18 protein-coding genes are annotated in these 19,174 nt (G+C 71.5%); 8 read left to right on the top strand and 10 right to left on the bottom strand.

Going from position 1 to position 19,174, the window contains the following annotated elements:
• The first annotated feature begins 340 nt into the window (after positions 1–340).
• Complete coding sequence (locus tag BCF44_RS42155) at positions 341–2,539, top strand: discoidin domain-containing protein (protein WP_170218045.1); 2,199 nt, start codon at positions 341–343, stop codon at positions 2,537–2,539.
• A gap of 39 nt (positions 2,540–2,578) precedes the next feature.
• Here BCF44_RS42155 and BCF44_RS42150 read toward each other — a convergent pair whose 3' ends face one another.
• From BCF44_RS42150 to BCF44_RS42135, 4 genes are all read right to left on the bottom strand, one after another.
• Complete coding sequence (locus tag BCF44_RS42150) at positions 2,579–2,956, bottom strand: VOC family protein (RefSeq protein ID WP_116180112.1); 378 nt, start codon at positions 2,954–2,956, stop codon at positions 2,579–2,581.
• A gap of 12 nt (positions 2,957–2,968) precedes the next feature.
• Positions 2,969–3,340, bottom strand: a complete 372-nt coding sequence (locus tag BCF44_RS42145; RefSeq protein ID WP_116180111.1) for an SgcJ/EcaC family oxidoreductase — start codon at positions 3,338–3,340, stop codon at positions 2,969–2,971.
• Positions 3,337–3,918 carry an MPN domain-containing protein gene (locus BCF44_RS42140; RefSeq protein ID WP_116180110.1) on the bottom strand — a complete coding sequence of 194 codons (582 nt, stop codon included), beginning with the start codon at positions 3,916–3,918 and terminating at the stop codon, positions 3,337–3,339. Before BCF44_RS42140 ends, BCF44_RS42145 begins: the two co-directional genes overlap by 4 nt.
• Positions 3,919–4,059: 141 nt before the next feature.
• Positions 4,060–5,223 carry a PucR family transcriptional regulator gene (locus BCF44_RS42135; protein WP_116180109.1) on the bottom strand — a complete coding sequence of 388 codons (1,164 nt, stop codon included), beginning with the start codon at positions 5,221–5,223 and terminating at the stop codon, positions 4,060–4,062.
• A gap of 121 nt (positions 5,224–5,344) precedes the next feature.
• Here BCF44_RS42135 and BCF44_RS42130 point away from each other — a divergent pair, with 121 nt between their 5' ends.
• On the top strand, positions 5,345–6,505 hold the full coding sequence (locus BCF44_RS42130) for an alpha-hydroxy-acid oxidizing protein (RefSeq protein WP_116180108.1): 1,161 nt from the start codon (positions 5,345–5,347) through the stop codon (positions 6,503–6,505).
• Positions 6,506–6,511: 6 nt separating this feature from the next.
• Here BCF44_RS42130 and BCF44_RS42125 read toward each other — a convergent pair whose 3' ends face one another.
• Positions 6,512–7,351 (bottom strand): alpha/beta fold hydrolase, encoded by an 840-nt coding sequence (locus BCF44_RS42125; protein ID WP_116180107.1) that lies wholly within the window; start codon positions 7,349–7,351, stop codon positions 6,512–6,514.
• A 61-nt stretch (positions 7,352–7,412) separates the two neighbouring features.
• On the opposite strand from BCF44_RS42125, the gene BCF44_RS42120 reads away from it, so the two are divergent.
• Positions 7,413–7,949, top strand: coding sequence for a helix-turn-helix domain-containing protein (locus BCF44_RS42120; RefSeq protein WP_116180106.1), 537 nt, complete (start codon positions 7,413–7,415; stop codon positions 7,947–7,949).
• A 40-nt stretch (positions 7,950–7,989) separates the two neighbouring features.
• Here the strand turns inward: BCF44_RS42120 and BCF44_RS42115 are convergent, their stop codons facing one another.
• A complete protein-coding gene (locus BCF44_RS42115) occupies positions 7,990–9,129 on the bottom strand; it encodes a M48 family metallopeptidase (protein ID WP_246016121.1) in 1,140 nt (379 codons plus the stop codon).
• A 65-nt stretch (positions 9,130–9,194) separates the two neighbouring features.
• Here BCF44_RS42115 and BCF44_RS42110 point away from each other — a divergent pair, with 65 nt between their 5' ends.
• Together BCF44_RS42110 and BCF44_RS42105 are read left to right on the top strand one after the other, a co-directional pair.
• Positions 9,195–9,761 (top strand): LOG family protein, encoded by a 567-nt coding sequence (locus tag BCF44_RS42110; RefSeq protein WP_116180105.1) that lies wholly within the window; start codon positions 9,195–9,197, stop codon positions 9,759–9,761.
• Positions 9,762–9,850: 89 nt separating this feature from the next.
• Positions 9,851–11,512 carry a hypothetical protein gene (locus BCF44_RS42105; RefSeq protein WP_116180104.1) on the top strand — a complete coding sequence of 554 codons (1,662 nt, stop codon included), beginning with the start codon at positions 9,851–9,853 and terminating at the stop codon, positions 11,510–11,512.
• Position 11,513: 1 nt separating this feature from the next.
• Here the strand turns inward: BCF44_RS42105 and BCF44_RS42100 are convergent, their stop codons facing one another.
• Complete coding sequence (locus tag BCF44_RS42100) at positions 11,514–11,711, bottom strand: PLD nuclease N-terminal domain-containing protein (RefSeq protein WP_116180103.1); 198 nt, start codon at positions 11,709–11,711, stop codon at positions 11,514–11,516.
• Between the two features lie 161 nt (positions 11,712–11,872).
• On the opposite strand from BCF44_RS42100, the gene BCF44_RS42095 reads away from it, so the two are divergent.
• From BCF44_RS42095 to BCF44_RS42085, 3 genes are read left to right on the top strand one after another with little or no spacing between them, the layout of a single operon-like run.
• Positions 11,873–13,150, top strand: coding sequence for a sensor histidine kinase (locus BCF44_RS42095; protein ID WP_116180102.1), 1,278 nt, complete (start codon positions 11,873–11,875; stop codon positions 13,148–13,150).
• Positions 13,138–13,779 carry a response regulator gene (locus BCF44_RS42090; protein WP_116180101.1) on the top strand — a complete coding sequence of 214 codons (642 nt, stop codon included), beginning with the start codon at positions 13,138–13,140 and terminating at the stop codon, positions 13,777–13,779. The genes BCF44_RS42095 and BCF44_RS42090 overlap by 13 nt, the downstream gene beginning before the upstream one ends.
• Positions 13,780–13,806: 27 nt before the next feature.
• Complete coding sequence (locus BCF44_RS42085) at positions 13,807–14,628, top strand: NAD(P)H-binding protein (protein ID WP_116180100.1); 822 nt, start codon at positions 13,807–13,809, stop codon at positions 14,626–14,628.
• Positions 14,629–14,632: 4 nt separating this feature from the next.
• Here the strand turns inward: BCF44_RS42085 and BCF44_RS42080 are convergent, their stop codons facing one another.
• The 3 genes from BCF44_RS42080 to BCF44_RS42070 are packed head-to-tail and all read right to left on the bottom strand — an operon-like array spanning position 14,633 to position 19,037.
• The gene (locus tag BCF44_RS42080; RefSeq protein WP_116180099.1) at positions 14,633–15,541 is read right to left on the bottom strand and encodes a TIGR03564 family F420-dependent LLM class oxidoreductase; all 909 of its coding nucleotides are present in this window, start codon (positions 15,539–15,541) and stop codon (positions 14,633–14,635) included.
• Complete coding sequence (locus tag BCF44_RS42075; RefSeq protein ID WP_147328838.1) at positions 15,538–17,790, bottom strand: AfsR/SARP family transcriptional regulator; 2,253 nt, start codon at positions 17,788–17,790, stop codon at positions 15,538–15,540. The genes BCF44_RS42080 and BCF44_RS42075 overlap by 4 nt, the downstream gene beginning before the upstream one ends.
• Before the next feature lie 8 nt (positions 17,791–17,798).
• Entirely contained in the window at positions 17,799–19,037 is a 1,239-nt protein-coding gene (locus BCF44_RS42070; RefSeq protein ID WP_116180097.1) for a pyridoxal-dependent decarboxylase, exosortase A system-associated, read from the bottom strand.
• Positions 19,038–19,174 lie beyond the last annotated feature (137 nt).

Genomic DNA, 19,174 nt, shown 5'->3' with positions numbered 1-19,174 from the left:
CTCCCGAGCGATCAACTGCGGCGAAACCCTATTCAGGGGGTCTGACAGTTTCACGCCGCGCGTCCCGCGCGGGGCTCGGCCCCCTCGGGGCCACCGCCTCGCCCTTGCTGGATTTCGGGCGCCGCGTCGGCTGCCATCGTGGGCGCGTGCGTGGCGGCCCCCGAAATCCGGCAACCGGGCGAAGCGGTGGCGGGGCCTCGCACTCGGCCGGAACCGACAACGACGCCTGTCGCCTTCTTGCGGCTTTCGGTTGAACTCTTGCGGCCATGTGTCGGAATTCGTAGAGTCGGCGGCACGTGGTTCCGCACCCTGCCTCGCGGGACCAGGAAGCGAGCAGTCGATGAAGCCTGCCAACCCTGCCTTTGGCATGCCCTTGGTGCTGGCCGCGGCGCTGGTGGTCTCGGGCGTCACCCTGTTGTCCGGGACGACTCCCGCCGCGGCGGCCACCTGTCCGACCACCGCCTCGGGCGGCGCGAGCGTGCCGTTCCGGACCGTGGAGGCCGAGTGCTCGGCCACCAACGGCTCACCCGTCGGCCCCGACTACACCCAGGCCAGCCTGGCCTCGGAGGCGTCCGGCCGGCAGGCCGTGCGCATCGGCCAGGGCCAGTACGTCGAGTTCACGCTGCCGGCCGCGGCGAACTCGATCAACGTCCACTACAGCCTGCCCGACGGCAGCGCCGGCCAGCTTTCCGTGTACGTCAACGGAACGAAGCTGTCCACCGGGCTCTCCGTGACCTCGCGGTACATGTACATCGACACCGGCTGGATCCCGGGCGCGAAGAACCACCACTTCTTCGACGACTCGCGGCTGCTGCTGGGCCAGAACCTGAGCGCCGGGGCCAAGGTCCGGGTGCAGGCCGACGGCGGCGACGTCGGCCAGGCCACCATCGACCTGGCCGACTTCGAGCAGGTCGGCGGCGCGGCGACGCAGCCGGCGAACTCGTTGTCGGTGACCGACTACGGGGCCACCGCCAACGACTCGTCCGACGACTCGCAGGCCTTCCGCAACGCGATCGCGGCGGCGAAGTCGCAGGGCAAGACGGTGTGGATCCCGGCCGGGCGGTTCGAGATCCCGTCCGCGTTGCAGGTCGACCAGGTGACCATTCGCGGCGCCGGTCCGTGGTACACCACGTTGCACGGCAACAACATCTTCAACAACGGCTCGGCATCCGGCAACATCAGGCTCTACGACTTCGCCATCTTCGGCGACGTCACCGAGCGCAACGACGGCAGCCCGGACAACGGCTTCCACGGCGTGCTGGGCACCGGGTCCGTCGTGCAGAACCTGTGGATCCAGGACACCAAGTGCGGCCTGTGGCTGATGAACGGGGCGTCGAGCAACCTCACGATCACCGGCAACCGGATCATCGACACCATGGCCGACGGCATCAACTTCGACGGCGCCGTCACGAATTCCACGCTCAGCAACAACTATCTGCGCAACAACGGCGACGACGGCCTGGCGCTGTGGTCCAACGGGCAGGCCGACTCCGGCAACTCGCTGACCGACAACACCGTCGTGCAGCCGAATCTGGCCAACGGCATCGCGCTCTACGGCGGCTCCGACAACTCCGTGAGCGGCAACCTGGTGCAGGACACCAACGCGCTGGGCGGCGGCATCCTGGTGGCCAACCGGTTCAGCAGCGTCCCGCTGAGCGGAACGATCACGTTGTCCGACAACACGACCCTGCGCGCCGGGGCGCTGGATCCCAACTGGCAGTTCGGGGTCGGCGCGCTCTGGTTCGACGCCCGCGACGAGGCGATCACCGGGGTGACCATCAACGTCACCGGGTTCAAGGCGATCGACAGCCCGTACGAGGCGATCCAGTTCATCGACGGCAACGGCGCCGGCAAGTCCATCCAGGGCATCACCGTCAACGGCGCGACCGTCCAGGGCGTGGGCACCTTCGTGCTCCAGTCGCAGACCCAGGGCACGGTGTCGGTCAGCAACCTCAACGCGAGCGGCGTCGGCGTGGTCGGCACGTACAACTGCCCCTACCCGACGTCCATCCCGAAGATGACCTTCAACGGCTCCGGCGACAGCGGCTACTCCGGCACCTGGGGCGACTGCTCGACCTGGCCGCCGCCGAACTCGGGGCCGCCCGCGCCGCCGAGCTCCGGCACGAACCTCGCCAAGGGTAAGGCGATCTCCGCCAGCGGCTCGCAGGGCGGCTTCCCGCCGGGCAACGCCAACGACGGCGACGCCAACACCTATTGGGAGAGCACGAACAACGCGTTCCCGCAGTCGTTGACCGTCGACCTCGGCCAGGCGTACTCGGTCGACAAGGTGGTGCTGAAGCTGCCGCCGTCCTCGGCGTGGGGAGCGCGGACGCAGACCCTGACCATCCAGGGCAGCACCGACGGCACCTCGTGGTCGACGCTGGTCGGATCGCGTGGCTACACCTTCGATCCCGCGTCGGGCAACACGGCGTCGGTGTCGTTCGGCGCGGCCTCGCAGCGGTTCGTGCGGCTGACGTTCACCGGGAACACGGGCTGGCCGGCGGGCCAGGTGTCCGAGTTCGAGGTGGACATGGCGTGAAAAACCGAGGGGCCACAGCCTTGCCGTGGCCCCTCGGGCCTACTCCTGTTCGCCGGGCGGGAGGTAGCCGTGCGCGGACAGGTCGAACCAGTTGCCCTCGGGGTCGATGGCGCGGTACTCGGCGAACGGCCGGGTGGTGTGCCGGACGGCCGGCTCGGGCAGGCCGGCGTCGACGAGGTTCTTGGCGACGGTGTCGACGTCGTCGACGTGGAAGCCGAAGTGGTTGAAGCCGGTGGGCACGTCGCCGTCGAGCGCCTGCTGGATGATCGCCAGGTTGATCACGCCGTCGGTGAGGAACTGGCTGCCGTCGGGGTCGGTGTGGAAGATCCGCATCCCGAACTGGTCGCGGTAGAAGTGCGCGAGCCCGACGGCGTCGCGGGCGGTGAAGGCGAGGTGGCGCAGTTTGGCCGTGGGCATGGGAACTCCTGGTCAGTTCGCGGGGATCATGTTGTGGAAGGCGCTGATCAGCCACTCGCCGTCGCGGCGCTCGACGACGGCCTGCGCGTGGGTGCCGATCGCCTCGCCGTCGGCGGTGTGCACGGTCGACGCCACGTGCACCACGGCCGCGTGCTCGGTGATGAACCGGATCGAGCGGACGTCCGCGGTGAGCGTGCTGCCGCGGTAGTGGGTCTCGAACAGGGCCCGGTGGCCGGCGGCGACGGTGTCGCGGCCGCGCTGCTCCTCGCCGCGGACGTTCACGAATTCGGTGTCCTGGCTGAAGACCGCCGCGAACTGCTCGCCCGATCCGGCGGCCCAGCCGTCGGCCATCCGGTCCCAGAGCCTGGTGATCTCGTTGCTCATGCCGCCGCCCTCACTGTGGTCCGTACCGGCACAGCCGCGCCGCCCGGGCTCCACGCCTCGACGTTGTAGCTGGTCAGGCCGTTGATCCGCTCCAGGTAGCAGATGACGTTGACGGGCCAGCCGGTGGCGGCGAACACGTGCTCGTCCATCGGGGTGGGCCGGGACGACAGCGTGCAGGAGCGCTCGGCCGGCGTCCGGGCGATGCGGTGCCAGTCCGGGTGCATGTGGATGGATCCCAGTATCTCCAGGCCCTCCCGCTGCCCCGCGAGGCTGATGTGCAGCAGGTCGGCGGGGTCCAGCCAGTAGCCGCGGTCGGTGTTCTCGTAGGCGCTGCCGAATCTCGGCACGATGGTGGTGGCGAACTCCTCGACCGCGGCCGGCGAGGTGGTGCGGGCGTTGGCGCCGAAGGCGAGGCGGCGGACGTGCGTGGTCGCCGGCGTGGACTCCCCCAGCAGCACGGCGAAGCAGGGCAGGGGGCGCTCGGGCGTGAGCGACTCGTACACCGGCAGCGCGGCGGCCAGGAACCGCTCGACGACGTCGGGACAGATCACCACGGCAGGGGTGGGATGTGTGGGCATGCGGGCGTTGTCTTTCTGAGTGGACCTCGTGGGCCCCACCGACGATGCCGCATATCGGTTCAGAGTTGGCTCAGAAAGGTTCGCACTCAAACGTTTGCTTTCAAACAGTTGACAGTTGTACGAGTTTGCCGGCGGGCTTGATCACCCGATCGGCCCAGGTTCGGCGGACATCCGCCGCACGGCGACGGCGGCGCGCAGCATCGGCAGGTCCGCCGGGCGGGTCGGATCGAGGCCGGTGAGCCGCCCGATCCGGCGCAGGCGGTTGTCCACGGTGTTGGCGTGCACGCCGAGCGCGGCGGCGGTGGCGTTGCGCCGCAATCCGCTGTCCAGGTAGGCATCGAGGGTGTGGATCAGGTCGCCGTCGACCGGATCCAGCGCGGCTCGCAGCCGTGCCGACGCCTCGGTGGGGCGGGTCAGCTGGTATTCGAGGAGCACGTCGTCGAGGCGGTAGGCGCCCGGCTCGCGGCGGGTTTTCACCGCCACCTCAAGGACTTCACGCGCCAGCCGCACCGCCTTCGGCACTGCTCCCGGCGTCGCCGTCTCGAGCGCCACGGTGACGTCGGCGCCGGCGGCCGCGGTGAGCCTGGCGTGCAGATGGTCGTCGCCGGCCGGCAACAGCGCGAGGCCGCCGGTCGGGGAAAGCGCTGTCAGGACGTCGTCGCGGCCGAGGCGTTCGAGTTCCACCTTGAGCCGCCGTACTTTCCTCCGCGCGGCCACGACGTTGTCGACGCCGGCCTGGTGCTCGTCCGGGTGCGGCCCGATGGCCAGCGCGGCCACGACGTACCGCTCGGGCAGCCGGATCCCGGCGCGGTAGGCGGCGTCGGTGGCGTCGCCGCCGTCGACCAGCGCCGCGAGCAGCGCTCCCCTGGCCGCCTGCGTCTCGCCGACCGTGCTCTCGCGATGTTCGAGGAAGCCGGCCGCGATCGCCTGGTGCACAACGTGTTGGAACGTGAGCACCGCGCCGAAGAAGTCGATCAGCTCGGCGCTGCCGGCCCGCTCCAGCTCCGGCCGCAGCTGGGTGACGCTCTCCTGGAGGCCCAGCAGGTAGGCGTCGAGGATGGCCGCCATCGGGACGCCCTCCTCGCCGCGGGCGATCGCCGACTCGCGGGCCTGCCGGACCAGGTCCGGATCGGGCACGCCGCCGTCGGGCAGCGACTCGACGAAGCCGCGCAGCGCCCGCTCCGCCATCGGCCGGACGTCGGTGGTCAGCGCCTCCACAGGCAGCGAGCCGTAGCTCGGCAGCCGCTCCACGAGGCGGTCGAGCACGCGGTCGACCAGCAGCGGCACGTGTGCGTCGTCGAGCATTCGTCGCCCCCTCGGTTGTGACCCGTCACAATCATCATGCCGGCGAGCTGGGTGGATTCGCAGTACGCTGCCGGCAACTTCTGGCGCAGGATTGTGACGGCCGCCAACCGGGAGGGATTCGATGGCCTTCGGCGACTTCCAGTACGAGATCTACTTCGGCGGCCTGCGCGGGATCGCGCCGGCCCTGCCGATGGCCTTCGACGAACTGGAGGCGCGGGCCGCGCAGGCGCTGCCGCCGTCGCTGCTGTCCTACGTGGCCGGTGGCGCCGGCGACGAGCACACCCAGCGGAGCAACGCCACGGCGTTCCAGAACTGGGGGCTGATGCCCCGGATGTTCGTCGGTGCCAGGGAGCGCGACCTGTCGGTGTCGATGTTCGGGCTGACGTTGCCGTCGCCGCTGTTCATGGCCCCGATCGGCGTGCTCGGGCTGTGCGCGCAGGACGGCCACGGCGACCTGGCCGGGGCCGAGGCCGCCGCGCGGACCGGGGTGCCGCTGGTGCTGTCGACGCTGACCGAGGACCCGCTGGAGGACGTCGCGCCACGGCTGGGCGACACCCCCGGCTTCTTCCAGCTCTACACGCCGACCGACCGTGAGCTGGCGGAGAGCCTGGTGCGCCGGGCCGAGGCCGCCGGGTTCAAGGCCATCGTCGTCACCCTCGACACGTGGATCCCGGGGTGGCGGCCGCGGGACCTGTCCACCGGCAACTTCCCGCAGCTGCGGGGTCGGTGCCTGGCCAACTACACCTCGGATCCGGTGTTCCGGACGCGGCTGGGCAAGAACCCCGCCGAGGACGTGATGGCGACCGTCGGGCTCTGGGCGCAGCTCTTCGGCAACCCCCTGACCTGGGACGACCTGCCGTGGCTGCGGTCCATCACGTCGCTGCCGCTGATCGTGAAGGGGATCCAGCACCCCGACGACGCCCGGCGGGCGCGCGACGGCGGCGTGGACGGCATCTACTGCTCCAACCACGGCGGCCGGCAGGCCAACGGCGGCATCCCGGCGCTGGACTGCCTGCCCGGCGTGGTCGCCGCCGCCGGCGGGCTGCCGGTCCTGTTCGACTCCGGCGTCCGGTCCGGCACCGACGTCGTGAAGGCCCTGGCCCTGGGCGCGACCGCCGTCGGCGTCGGCCGGCCGTACGCGTACGGCATGGCCCTCGGCGGCGCCGACGGCGTGGTGCACGTCCTGAGGTCGCTGCTGGCCGAGGCGGATCTTCTGATGGCCGTCGACGGCTACCCGACGCTGGCCGATCTCACCCCGGACTCGCTGCGCCGAATCTCCTGATTCCCGTTACGTGCCCAGGAGTTGCTGGATGCGCGCGACGACGAGTTGTGGTTGCTCGGCCTGGATGAGGTGCGCCGAGTCGACGCTCTCGTGGCGCCCGTCCGGCAGGCTGTCGGCGTAGCGGCGCTGGTGTTCGTTCATGGACGCGTTCTGCGGTTCCCGTCCCTTGGCGGCGCGGGCCGCGGACAGCACGATCGTCGGGCACTTCGGCAGTTGGGGCGGCTGGGCGCGGAACTGCGGGATGGCCGCGGCCACCGCCCGCATTTCCGCACGGGTCTGGGCGATCCCGGCCGGGGTGAAGTTCTCGGCGAGCATGGCCTCGAAGGTGTCGGCGGAGAACAGGTGTCGGACGTTGCCGCCGAACAGCCGCGCCAGCGGCCGGAAACGGCTGAGCGCCTGCGTCACGGCCAGCATGCGGTCGATCTTCGCGGTGGTCTGGTCCCAGGTGTCGTAGATCGGGGAGGTCTCCGGCGTGGGGTCGACCAGCAGCAGCCCGCGCAGCCGTGATCCCAGGCGTTCGGCGGCGCGGCGGGCGACCAGCCCGCCCATGCTGTGCGCGACGAGCACGAAGTCGCCCGGGACGACCGCCTCGGTCATCGCGACCAGATCATCGGTCAAGTCGTCGATGTCGAGCTGCCGGGGCGTGGGCCCGCTGAGCGCGCGGCCGGCCCGGTCGTACGCCACAAGGCGAGCCGACTCCGCCAGCAGCGGCGGCACCGGATCCCAGCAGGTGCGGCCGCAGCCGCCACCCGCCTCGAAGACCACCCAGTCCGACCCCCGGCCGGACTCCTCGACGTGGACGGTTCGGCCGTTCACCGACACCGGCCGTCCGGAGACGTCTCGCATGGCTCCCCCTCAGGAACGATTTCAACTTCGATAATGGTATCGCATGTGAAATAGTTCGGGGGTGAACACGGTCGACCTGCTCCTGCACCCCGTCCGCCTGCGCATCGTGCACGCCCTCACCGGCGGGGCGGAGCTCACTACCACGCAGCTGTGCGCGCGCCTGCCCGACGTGTCGAAGGTGACCGTGTACCGGCAGGTCGCGCCGCTGGTCGAGGCGGGTTTCCTGGAGGTGGCCGGCGAGCAGCGGGTGCGCGGGGCGGTCGAGCGCCGTTACCGGCTACGCCAGGACCGGCCCGTGATCGACGCCGACGCGGCCGCCGCGATGACCACGGAGGAGCACCGCCGGGGATTCGCCGTCGCCATGGCCGTGCTGATCGCCGAGTTCAACGCGTACCTCGACCGTGACGGGGCCGACCCGGCCGCCGACGGCGTGTCCTACCGACAGGGCACGCTCTGGCTCAGTCCCGAGGAACTCGCGGCGATGACGGGCAGGATGCGCGAGGTGCTGCGGGAGTCGGTCGCCAACGAGCCGGCGCCCGGCCGGGCGCCGTACCTGCTCAGCCCGATCCTGTTCCCTACCGCGCCGCCGTCTGCCTGAAACCGCATTTCGGTGTGTCTGTGGGCGCGACTCGCGGGGGTTAGGGGCGCTTGTCCTGAGGGGCTTCGCCGTCGGTGGGAGCCTCGTCGGTGGGGGGCTCATCGGCGGGAGGCTGGTCGGCGGGAGGCTGGTCGGCCGGGGGCTGCTCCGGACGGGCCGTGAACTTCGCCCACAGCTTGCCGGCCGCCTCCGACACCACGCCGCCGACCTCGTTGAGCACCTTGGCCAGCGGGTCCGTGGTCTCCACGAACGCGTCCCGGTACGACCTGGCCGCCGACTTCACGTCGTCGGCCCACTGGTTGTGCGGGTCCTCGGTGCGCAGCGGATAGGTGCCGGCCAGGATGTCCCGGTACTCGTCGCTCTCCGCCCACTTCTTGATCTCGGCGGCGCGCACCGCGGCCAGCGGGTGGGTCCCCTTCATCACGTTGAGCAGCTTGAGCACGCTGTCGCGGACATCGCCCTCGGACTCGTAGTCACTGGCCTGGGCGAGGAACGCCTCGGTGTCCACTTCGGACGCGTCGACAGCGCCGGCCAGCAGCACGTGGAAGCGCAGCGCCGTCTCCGGGTTCTGCACGCACAGCAGCCCCGCGCGGTCGGCGGACAGCTCGGCCTTGCGGTACCACTCCTTGAGCGCGGCGATGATCGCGCGCAGGCCCCAGTAGCCCACGGGCATCCACGACATGCTGGCCAGCAGCCGGATCAGACGCAGCAGCATGGTCCGGTACAGCGCGTGCCCGGACAGCGCGTGCCCGATCTCGTGCCCGATGGTGAACCGCAGGCTCTCGGTGTCCAGCGCCTCCACCAGCCCGGTGGTGACGATGATGAACGGCTGGTCGAGGCCGATGGTCATGGCGTTGGCCTCGGGGTTGCGCTCGATGAACAGCTCCGGCGCCGGGTCGACGTCGAGGATCTCGGCGCACTCGTTGCGGATCCGGTCCAGCGCCGGATACGCCTGCGGCCCCACCCGGATCGAGGTCGCCAGCGAGGCCAGCCGCTCGCTGCGCTCGGAGAACGCCCCGTTGACCGCCCGCAGCACCTGGGCGAAGCCCGGCACCATGCGCAGCGAGGCCAGCGCGCCGCGGTCCGCCGGGTGCTCGTACGCGCGCGGGCTGATGCCCGGGAAGCGCACCCGTCCCTCGCTGAGGGCCACACCACCGGTCGAGTCGTCCGCAGAAGTCACCGCTCCAGAGTAGCCACGGCCACCGACGGGCGTGGCGGAATCGGCCGATCGATAGGATCCGGCCCATGCGGATTTGCGTGTTCTGCGGCTCGTCCAACGGCGGCGACGTGCACCTGGCCGCCGCCCGGATGGTCGGCCGGACGCTGGCCGAGCGCGGCATCGGCGTGGTGTACGGCGGCGCCAAGGCCGGCACGATGGGTGCGGTGGCCGACGCTGCGCTGGCTGCCGGCGGCGAGGTGGTCGGCGTGATCCCGGAGAGCCTGGTGAAGTGGGAGGTCGCCCACGACGGCCTCACCGAGCAGCACATCGTGGACGGCCTGCACGCCCGCAAGGCGCTGATGGCGGAGCTGTCCGACGGCTTCATCGCGCTGCCCGGCGGCGTCGGAACCATGGAGGAGCTGTTCGAGGTGTGGACGTGGGCCCAGCTGGGCCTGCACGACAAGCCGGTCGGCCTGCTCGACGTCGACGGCTTCTTCGAGCACCTGATCCGCTTCACCGACACCATGGTCGAGACCGGTTTCCTGCGCAAGCCGTACCGGGACGTGCTGCTCGTGGACACCGACCTGGCGGCGCTGCTCGACCGGTTCGCCACGTACACCCCGCCGACCTACAGGTGGTCCAGGGAAGGCTGAGCGGCCTGCCGTAGCCGGCAGCATCCGGGTGACTTCGGTCGGCCCGGCGGCGTCCACCTGCGACACTTGTGGTCGGGAGGTGCGTCACCATGAACACCCCTGAGCTGCCGCTGGCGTCGGTCCGCCCCTACTTCTCCGTCGTGGTCCTCGAAGGCGAGGATTTCGGCTCCCTCACCGAGTTCCTGCTCACCTCCGGGCGCGGCGACGTCGTCGCGCGGCACGAGTCCGACGGCGTGCTGGCCTTCGTGCGGCGGCGCGAGGACCCGCCGACCTGGGCCGGCCCCGACGCCGGCTTCACCGACGTCACCCATCAGCTGACGATCGCCCTGCGGCGCGGCGGTTTCATCGTCGTGTGCACCGACCGGCCCGGCCAGGAGCGGCTCCAGACCTGGCTGGACCGGCAGCCGGCGCTGCGCCGGTACCCGTCCGAGGTGCTGGAGAGCGCGCTGATCCGGGGCGAGGTGAAAAACCTGTGGCTACGGGGAATTCACCGGCGCACCAGCGTCAAGGCCGACGGCAAGGTGCTCAGCGGCAGCAGCGTGGAACAGACGCTCAGCCCGCACGAGGACGGCTCCTACGTCGCCGGCTCCGCCCGCGCGGCGCTGCCGCTGCGGCCGGATCTGCTGCTGCTCAAGGGAAACGCCGGGACAACGCCGCGTAACGCGTTGGTGTGGCTGAGCCAGCGGGCCGACTTCGAGACGTTCACGGCGATGGCGACGGAACTGCTCGACCTGCTGGAGGACGCCCGCGCGCAGGGCGCCGAGCGGCCCGACTTCCTCGCCATGCTGGCCAGTCCCGCCGACATCGCCGAGGTGCGCGACGCGTTCGAGGTGATCGTGGAGGACCCCGACACCCTGCCGGCCGGCGCGCTCAGCGACGAGCTCCGCGACCTCGCGCTGTCCGCACGCGACAATCCCTTGCCGGTCACCGGATTCCCCGACTCGGCGGCGTTCCTGCTCGACGGCGCCGAGGTCACCCCCGAGCTCGCCGGCGACAAGGTCCGGCTCGACGGCGACTCCCCGCTGCTGGAGACCGACCTGGTCACCGTGTACTACCAGTCCGGCCACTCCTACAGCCGCGGCCGCTTCTGGCAGGCACGGGCCCCCGAATACCCCTTTCGCAACTGGCGGTTCGAGGACTTCCGGGGCTGGGACATCCGCCGCGAGAAGCCCCGCGCCGACAGCCCGCAGCAGATCCACGACCACATCGGCAGCGACACGTCCCTGTTCGACTGGGTCGCCCGCCACTATGCGCACGGCTGGCTGATCTGCGACGACGGCCCCGGCGAGGTCGCCGACTTCCTGCACGTCTCCGCGAGCCGGGTGCTGAGCCTGATCCACGTGAAGGCGGCCAAGAGCGACTCCCGGGACCGGGACGTCTCGGCCGCCGCGTACGAGGTCGTCGTCAGCCAGGCCGTGAAGAACCTCATCTACATCAGCCGCGGCCACCTCCGGCCCCAGCTGTCCCGCCCGCCCGTGCGCAGCCCCGCGTCGTGGATCGACGGCCAGCGGGTGCGGGGTCGGCGGGAGTTCCTGCGCCAGCTCGACGCGCGGGTGGCCACCGACGACATGCGCGTGGTGATCCTCCAGCCGCACGTCACGCAGCGCACCTACGAGACCCTGCGCGGTCCCGCCGGTCGCGGCTCCCCCGAGCTGATGCGCCTGCACCTGCTGGAGTCCATGCTCAACTCCGCCCGCCAGTCGTGCACCGGCCTCAACGCCGACCTGGAGGTCATCGCCGGCAAGGAGTGACTCAGGCCGAGGCCCGCACGGCCTTGGACCGCCGCCCGTACACGAACCAGGCCAGCGCGCCGACATACGGCAGGCACAGGTCGACGACGACCCAGCCGTACTTGGTGCCGCCGGGCAAGTCGCGGCGGAGCACGTCGACGATCGCCGCGACGTCCAGCACGAACAGCGGCAGCACGATCAGCAGGTGAGTGAACGTCATCTTGCTCAGCTCCTTCGTCCGGAGTGGACAGTGCAAGCATGCCCCATCGGGCGGCCCGCGTCGGTGGCGCGGACATCCGTCTTTGGGGTGGTGCTAGGTACAGGTCCGGCCGGATGCTGGCGACATGGCCGGGCCCGCCGGCGATCACTACCGTTGTCCGCATGTCGACGCTGGTCAGCCGGGTGCTGCGGGAACCGTGGACGGCTCGCCCGTGGCGGGCCACCACCAACCTGGCGGTGGACGTGCTCATCGGGCTGGTCGCCTCGGCCGTCGTGCTCGGGCTCGTCGCCCTGATGGCCATCTTCTCGACGCTGGCCGGCTCGAGTTTCCTCGGCCTGCTGATCCCCGCCCTGAACCTCACGGGTCCGCTGCGCGGCTGGACCCTCGTGCTGACGATTCCGCTGTTCAGCGCGTTGCTGTGGTGCACCGTGCCGTGCACGGCCGTGCAGCGGTGGCGGGTGCGGGTGCTGCTCGGCACGAGCGTGCCGAGCCCGCCGTGGAGCCGGCCCACGCTCGTGTTCGGCCTCGCCGGCCGGGAATCCACCTGGCGGCAGCTGGTCTATCACCTCTTCGAGGGCTTCTTCGCCGCGGTCGGCTTCACCGTGACGGTCGGGTTGTGGCTGGGCGGGCCGGCGCTGCTGCTGTCCGTGTTCTGGGCGCCGTGGCCGGAGGTGCCGCTGCTCATGCTCCTTGGCGTGGTGGCGTTCCACCTGGCGCCGTGGGTGGCCGTCGGGACCGTCCGGCTGGACCTGGCGCGGGCCGTCACCCTGCTCGGGCCGAGCCGCCGACACCAGCTCGCCGCGCTGTCCGCGCAGGTGGAGACCGTGGTGCACAGCCGGGCCGACGTGATCGCCGCGGCCGACGCCGAACGCCGGCGTATCGAGCGGGACCTGCACGACGGCGCCCAGCAGCGGCTGGTGTCGCTGGCCATGAACCTCGGCATGGCCCGCCTCGACCTCGACGACGTGCCCGACCATGCGCGCCGGGCCATCGAGGAGGCCCACGAGGAGGCCAAGCAGGCGCTGACCGAGCTCCGGGACCTCGTGCGCGGGCTCTATCCGGCCGTCCTGGACGAACGGGGTCTCGACGCCGCCCTGTCCGGCATCTCCGCGCGGTCGCCCGTTCCGGTGACGCTCACCGTCGACCTGTCGGGCCGCGCGTCCCGGACCACCGAGGCCGTCGCCTACTTCGTGGTGTCCGAGGCGCTGGCCAACGTCGCCAAGCACTCGGGGGCGTCCCGCGTCGACGTGCGGGTCAGCCGCCGTGACAACATGATCACCGTTGTCGTCGCCGACGACGGCCGCGGCGGGGCCGAGGTCGCCGGCGCCGGCCTGCTCGGGCTCGCGCAGCGCGTCGGCTCCATCGACGGCACGCTGCACGTCGAGAGCCCCGTCGGCGGTCCCACCGTTCTCACCGCGGAGTTGCCATGCGTGTCGTGATCGCCGAGGACTCCGTCCTGCTGCGCGAGGGCCTCGTCCGGCTGCTCGACGGCGCCGGCATCCAGGTCGTCGAGGCTGTCGGCGACGCCGACGAGTTGCTCCGCGCCGTCGCCGACCACGAGCCCGACCTGGTGCTGCTGGACGTCCGCATGCCGCCCACCCACACCGACGAGGGCCTCCGGGCCGCGCTGGTCATCCGCCGCCAGTGGCCCACCATGGCGGTTCTCGTGCTCTCCCAGTACGTCGAGGAGCGCTACGCCAGCGAGCTGCTCGCCACCGAGACCAGCGGCATCGGCTACCTGCTGAAGGATCGCGTCGCCGACGTCGGCGAGTTCCTCGCGGCCTTGCGCCGTGTCGCCGACGGCGGCACCGCCCTCGATCCCGAGGCCGTCTCCCAGCTCCTGCTCCGCAAGCGCAGCGATCCGCTCACACGCCTCAGCCCCCGTGAGCGACAGGTCCTGGGCTTGATGGCGGAGGGCCGCTCCAACGCCGGCGTCGCCGACGCCCTCGTCGTCTCCGAGAGCGCGGTCGCCAAGCACGTCAACAACATCTTCAGCAAGCTCGACCTGCCGCCGGCCGACAGCGACCACCGCCGAGTGCTGGCAGTTCTCCGATTTCTCAAGGGCTAGCCGCGCGCGACTGGCTAGCATGGGCGCATGATCGTTGTGGCCGGGGGGACCGGCAACGTGGGCCGTGAAGTCGTTCGCCAACTGCTCGAAGTGGGCGAAGCCGTGACCGCTCTGACGCGGGATCCGGCGAAATCAGCGGTGCCGGCCGGCGCGACCGCCGTGGCCGCTGACCTGACAAACCCGTCGACGCTGGGCCCGGCGCTGACCGGCGCCGGCGCATTGTTCCTGCTCAGCGGCTACTCGCCGGACGTCTTCAGCGAGGCGGAGAAGGCCGGGGTGCGGCGGGTCGTGCTGCTGTCCGGCGGCTCGGCCGAGACGGGCGACCGCACCAACGCCGTCGCCCGCTACATGATCGACACCGAGGAGGCGCTGCGGGCGTCAGGGCTCGCGTGGACGATGGTGCGGCCACGGATGTTCATGACCAACGCGTTGCAGTGGGCAGCGCAGATCAGGGCGGGCGTGGTGCGGGCGCCGTGGGCGGACGTGCCGTCGGCGGTCGTCGACCCGGCCGATATCGCGGCCGTCGCGGTGCAGGCGCTGGTGTCGGCCGAGCACGAGGGTCGCGAGTACCCGGTGACCGGGCCCGAGGCGCTGCGGCCGAGCGACCGCGTACGCATCCTCGGCGCGGCGCTGGGCCGGGAACTGCGGTACGAGGCCCAGCCCGACGACGAGGCCCGCGCCGAGATGCAAGCGCAGATGCCGGCCGAGTACGTCGACGCGTTCTTCAGCTTCTACTCCGACGGAACGCTCGACGAGGCGACGGTCCACCCGACGGTCGCGGAGATCACCGGCCGCCCGCCGCGGACGTTCGCGGACTGGGCGATCGCCAATGCGGAACGGTTCCGGTGATTCCTCACATCAGGGAGCCCGCCAGCTGCCACGTGCGGAGGCGGTCCGCGGTCGAGCGCATGCCGGACTGGATCAGCACGACGTCGGTGGCGCCGGCGTCGAAGTAGCGCCGGATGCCTTTCGCCACCTCCGCTTCGGATCCGATCAGCGCGAGGTCGGCGGGGTGGGTGACGCCCTCGACGTCGAGGATCTGACGGTAGGAGGGGATGTCGGCGTAGTAGCCGAGGTTGACGGTGGCGATGGCGCGGACGGCATCGACGTCGTCGGTGACCACAGCCGGCACGGCCGCCACGATGCGGGGTTCGAAGGAGCCGGCGAAGGCGGGGACGATCTGGCGTTCGAGGGCGCGGGGGCCGGCGAGGAAGGGAATGGTGCCGTCTGCGAACTCGGCGGTGGCGCGCAGGGCTTGCGGCCCCATCGCCGCGACGAGCAGCTGCACGCCTTCCCCGCCGGCGACGGTGGTGGACAGCGACGGCCGGGCGACGACGGATGACCCCGTGAAGGAGACCCGGTCACCGTCGAGGGCCTGGTTGAGCACCTCCAGGGACTCCCGCAGCAGGCGGATCGGCGGCGGATACGGCAGCCCGTACGCCGGTTCGAGCAGGCCGCGCACGCCGAGGCCGACGCCGAGCGTGAACCGGCCGTCGGTCGCGGCCTGGGCGGTCTGCGCCAGCGAGGCGATGACGAGCGGGTGCCGCGAGTAGAGCGGCACCGCGGCGGTGCCGACCTCGATGCCGGGCACGGCTCGCCCGGCCAGCGCGGCGAGGCTGATGGCGTCGTGGTCGAACAGCTGGGTGAACCAGACGGACGACAGGCCCGCGTCGGCGGCCTGTCGCGTCTGGGCGACCAGCTCGTCGACGATGTTCTTGGCGTGCCCGGCATCCCCGGCGGGCAGCGCGGCTCCGATGGTCATCGTTCCTCCAGGTACTTCAGCGGCGCGGGCCGCGGCAGCCGGGGCGCGCCGACGAGGGCGACCTGCCGCCGCGACCGGGTGGACCATTCGACGACGGCGAGGGAGCGCTCCGCCAGCCCCTGCCAGCCGGGCTGGTCGAGGCGGTCGAACATGCCCAGCGCCAGCCGGATCCGGGCAGACGCCTGGGAGTAGCGGTGCTCCCGAACGTCCAACTCCCCCAACAGGTACTGCATGGCCGCCTCGCCGAGCCGGTCGCCCGCGCGCAGCGCGGCCCGCAGGGCGCACTCGACGCTCTCCCGCCAGTCGGCGAACTTCCCCTGAGCGCCGGCGAGATCGGCGACAGCGACGGCGAGATTCCAGCAATGTTCCACGGCGTCAATGGAAGCGGCGTGCCGCACGGTCGCGAGCAGCGCGCCGGATTCCTGCTTGTACCAGGCGGCCGGGTCGGCCAGCAGCTCGTCGACGTCAGCGAGCGGCCAGCGCGAGGCGTCGCCGCGGGTGCCGAAGCCCTGCCGCAGCCTGGCCTCGTCGGCCAGCCGCAGCCAGGCGCCGAAAAGCCTGGTCAGGAAGCCGTCATAGTCCTGCGTGGCAAGGAGTTCCCGGGCGTAGACCCGCGCCAGCTTGTCCATGCGGTAGCGCGCGGCCATACCGGCGCCGGCCACGTCCACCAGCCGGGCGTCGACGAGCCCCTCCAACGCGTCGGCGGCCGTGGCGGCGTCCATGTCCAGCAGTGGCGCGGCCACCCAGGAGGCGAAGCTGACGGTCTCCAGCGAACCCAGCCGTGCGAACAACTTCCGCGACACCGGCGGCAACGCGCGCACGGTTCGCTCGAAGCTGGCCCGCACCTGGTGGTCGAGGGAGTTGCGAAGCCGACACACCACGGTGGTGAACGTCCAATGTGGACGCGCAGCGAGCATCGACGCCGCCGCGCTCAACGCCAGCGGCAACCCGCCGCACAGCTCGACGAGCTCACCCGCGGCGGGCAGCTCCGCCCATACCCGCTCGCCGCCGACCATCGCCGACAGCAGCTCGATGCCGTCCTGACCGTCCAACGCGTCCAGCTCGAACACGGTCGAGCCGGGCAGCGGCGCGGTCCGCGCCCGGGTGGTCATGATCAGCCGGCTGGACGCGGTGCCCGGCACCAGCGACCGGATCTGCGCGAGATCGGCGGCGTCCTCGACGATAGTCAGCACCCGCCGGCCGGCGATCGCGCTGCGGTACAGGGCCGCCCGACCCTCGACGTCGGCGGGGATCGCCGTGAAGCCCAGCGCCAGCAGGAACCGCTCCAGCACATCCGCGGTGTCCTCGGTCATCCGCGCGTACAGCTGGCCGTCCGGGAATTCGGACGCGAGCCGGTGCGCGGCTTCAATGGCCACAGTGGACTTGCCGACGCCGCCACGGCCGGTGATCACGGCGACCAACGGCCCGTTGTCGTCGGTCAGCTGCGCGCGCACGGCGTCCAGCAACGAACCGTTCCCGGTGAAGTACGGCACCCGCGCCGGCAGCATGCGCGGCGCGGAAACGCTTGCGGCCACCGGCTTCACGACCTGGCCGTTGAGGATGTCCTGGTGCAGCCGCTGGAGGTCGGGGCCCGGTTCCAGACCGAGTTCGTCCACCAGCGTCTGCCGCACGTCCCGGTACGCCGACAGCGCCTCGACGCGCCGCCCGCACCGGTGCAGCGCGGTCATCAGCTGGCCCACGAACCGCTCCCGCAGCGGGAATTCCTCCACCAGCCTGGAGATCTCGCCGACGATCTCGCGGTGCAGGCCGAGCCGCAGCTCGGCGTCGAAGCACTCCTCGAACGCCTCCACCCGGCGCTCGGCGATGCGAACCTGGTTGGCCCGCACGACCGTGCTGTCCACGCCGGTCAGCGGCTCCCCACGCCACAGCTCCAGCGCCGTCCGGAAGGCCTCCCGCGCGCAGTCCGGCCGCTGCGCCGCCCGGCCCCGGCCGACGAGGTCCTCGAACACGTGCAGATCGAGCTCGGCAGGGGCCAGCTCGATCGTGTACCCGAGGCCACGCACCCGGATCCGCTCGCCGACGCCGGCGGTGACCAGCAGCCGGCGCAGCGCGGAGATGCTGGTCTGGATCTGGGCCCGCGCGGTGGCCGGCGGGTTGCTGCCCCACAGCGCGTCGACCAGGCCGTCCAGCGGCACCACCCGGTTCGCGTTGAGCAGCAGCATGGCCAGCACCACCTGCTGTCGGCGGGCGGTGACCGGCACGGCGTTGACCTGAAGTAGGCCTAACACTCGGAAAGCTATTGTCTGCACTGGTTCTCCCCCGAGACTGGTGCGGTGCCGCCGACGAGCACCTCGCGCGGCGACGGATGGCCGAGGAACGCGGTGGGGCTGGCGGTCAGCCCGTACGCGCCGGCCTGGAAGATCGCGATCAGGTCGCCGACGTCCGCGCGGGCCAGCTCGACCTTGTCGCCCAACAGGTCCAACGGCGTGCACAGGCAGCCGACGACGGTCACGGTCTCCACTGCGGACTCCGACGTGGCCACCGTCAGCGGGTAGTTGCGGCGGATCTTCTGGCCGAAGTTGCCGGACGCCGCGAGCTGGTGGTGCAGGCCCCCGTCCACGACGAGGAACGTCGTGCCTCGCGAGTGCTTGCGGTCCACCACCCGCGTCACGTAGATCCCCGCCTCCCCGACGAGGTAGCGGCCGAGCTCGATCACCACGCGGGCGTCCAGCTGGCGCAACTGCGTGTCGACGAGCTTGGCCAGGTTCTCGCCGATCGGCCCGAGGTCCAGGGCGGCGTCCCGGGCCGAGTACGGGATGCCGAAGCCGCCGCCCAGATTGACGTACCGGACGGGCACCAGCTCCGCGAGCTTGAGCACCAGGTCGACGGTCGCCCGCTGGGCCTCGCAGATGCTGTCGGCACGCAGGTTCTGCGAGCCGGCGAACACGTGGAAGCCGTGAAAGTCCAGGTCACCGAGCCGCGCCAGCACCGCCGGCACCTGCTCGGCGTCGATGCCGAACTGCTGCGCGCCGCCGCCGAGCGTCATGCCCGAGCCGCGCACCGAAAAATCCGGGTTCACGCGCAGGGCCACCCGCGGCCGGATACCCAGCCGCTCCCCCACTTCCCGCACGCGAGTCAGCTCACCCGCCGACTCCAGCTCCACGGTGACGCCCGCCGCGACGGCCTGGACCAGCTCGTCGGTGGTCTTGCCGGGGCCGGCGAAGCTGATCCGGTCGGCCGGCATCGTCGTGTCCAGGGCCTTCTGCAACTCCCCGGCCGAGGCGACGTCGAAGCCGTCCACCTCGCCGCTCATGTGGTGCAGCACCGCCGGCATCGGGTTGGCCTTGACCGCGTAGCTCAGCGAGATCTCCGCCGGCAGCGCGGCCCGCACCGCCGCGACCCGCCGGCTGAGCAGGTCGCGGTCGTAGGCGAAGAACGGCGTGCCGCCGACGCGGGCCGCCAGCCGGTCCACCGGCACACCACCCACCGTCAGCACGCCGTTCACCCGGGGGAACGGCTCCGTCGTGTTCGACATGGCACCCCTCGATCACTTGCCCCCTCAACTTCCCGCCGAACTCTGTCAAGCGCCCCCCACTACCCACATGGGTGCCGGTCCCCCATATTCGCCGGACCCGTAGGGGGTGGGGCGGGGTGTTGACGCCGGCGGGGGCG

The organism is Kutzneria buriramensis (assembly GCF_003387475.1).
Lineage (GTDB): Bacteria > Actinomycetota > Actinomycetes > Mycobacteriales > Pseudonocardiaceae > Kutzneria > Kutzneria buriramensis.
The sequence above is the reverse complement of the archived record's forward strand: the minus strand, read 5'-3'. Positions and strand labels throughout refer to the sequence as shown.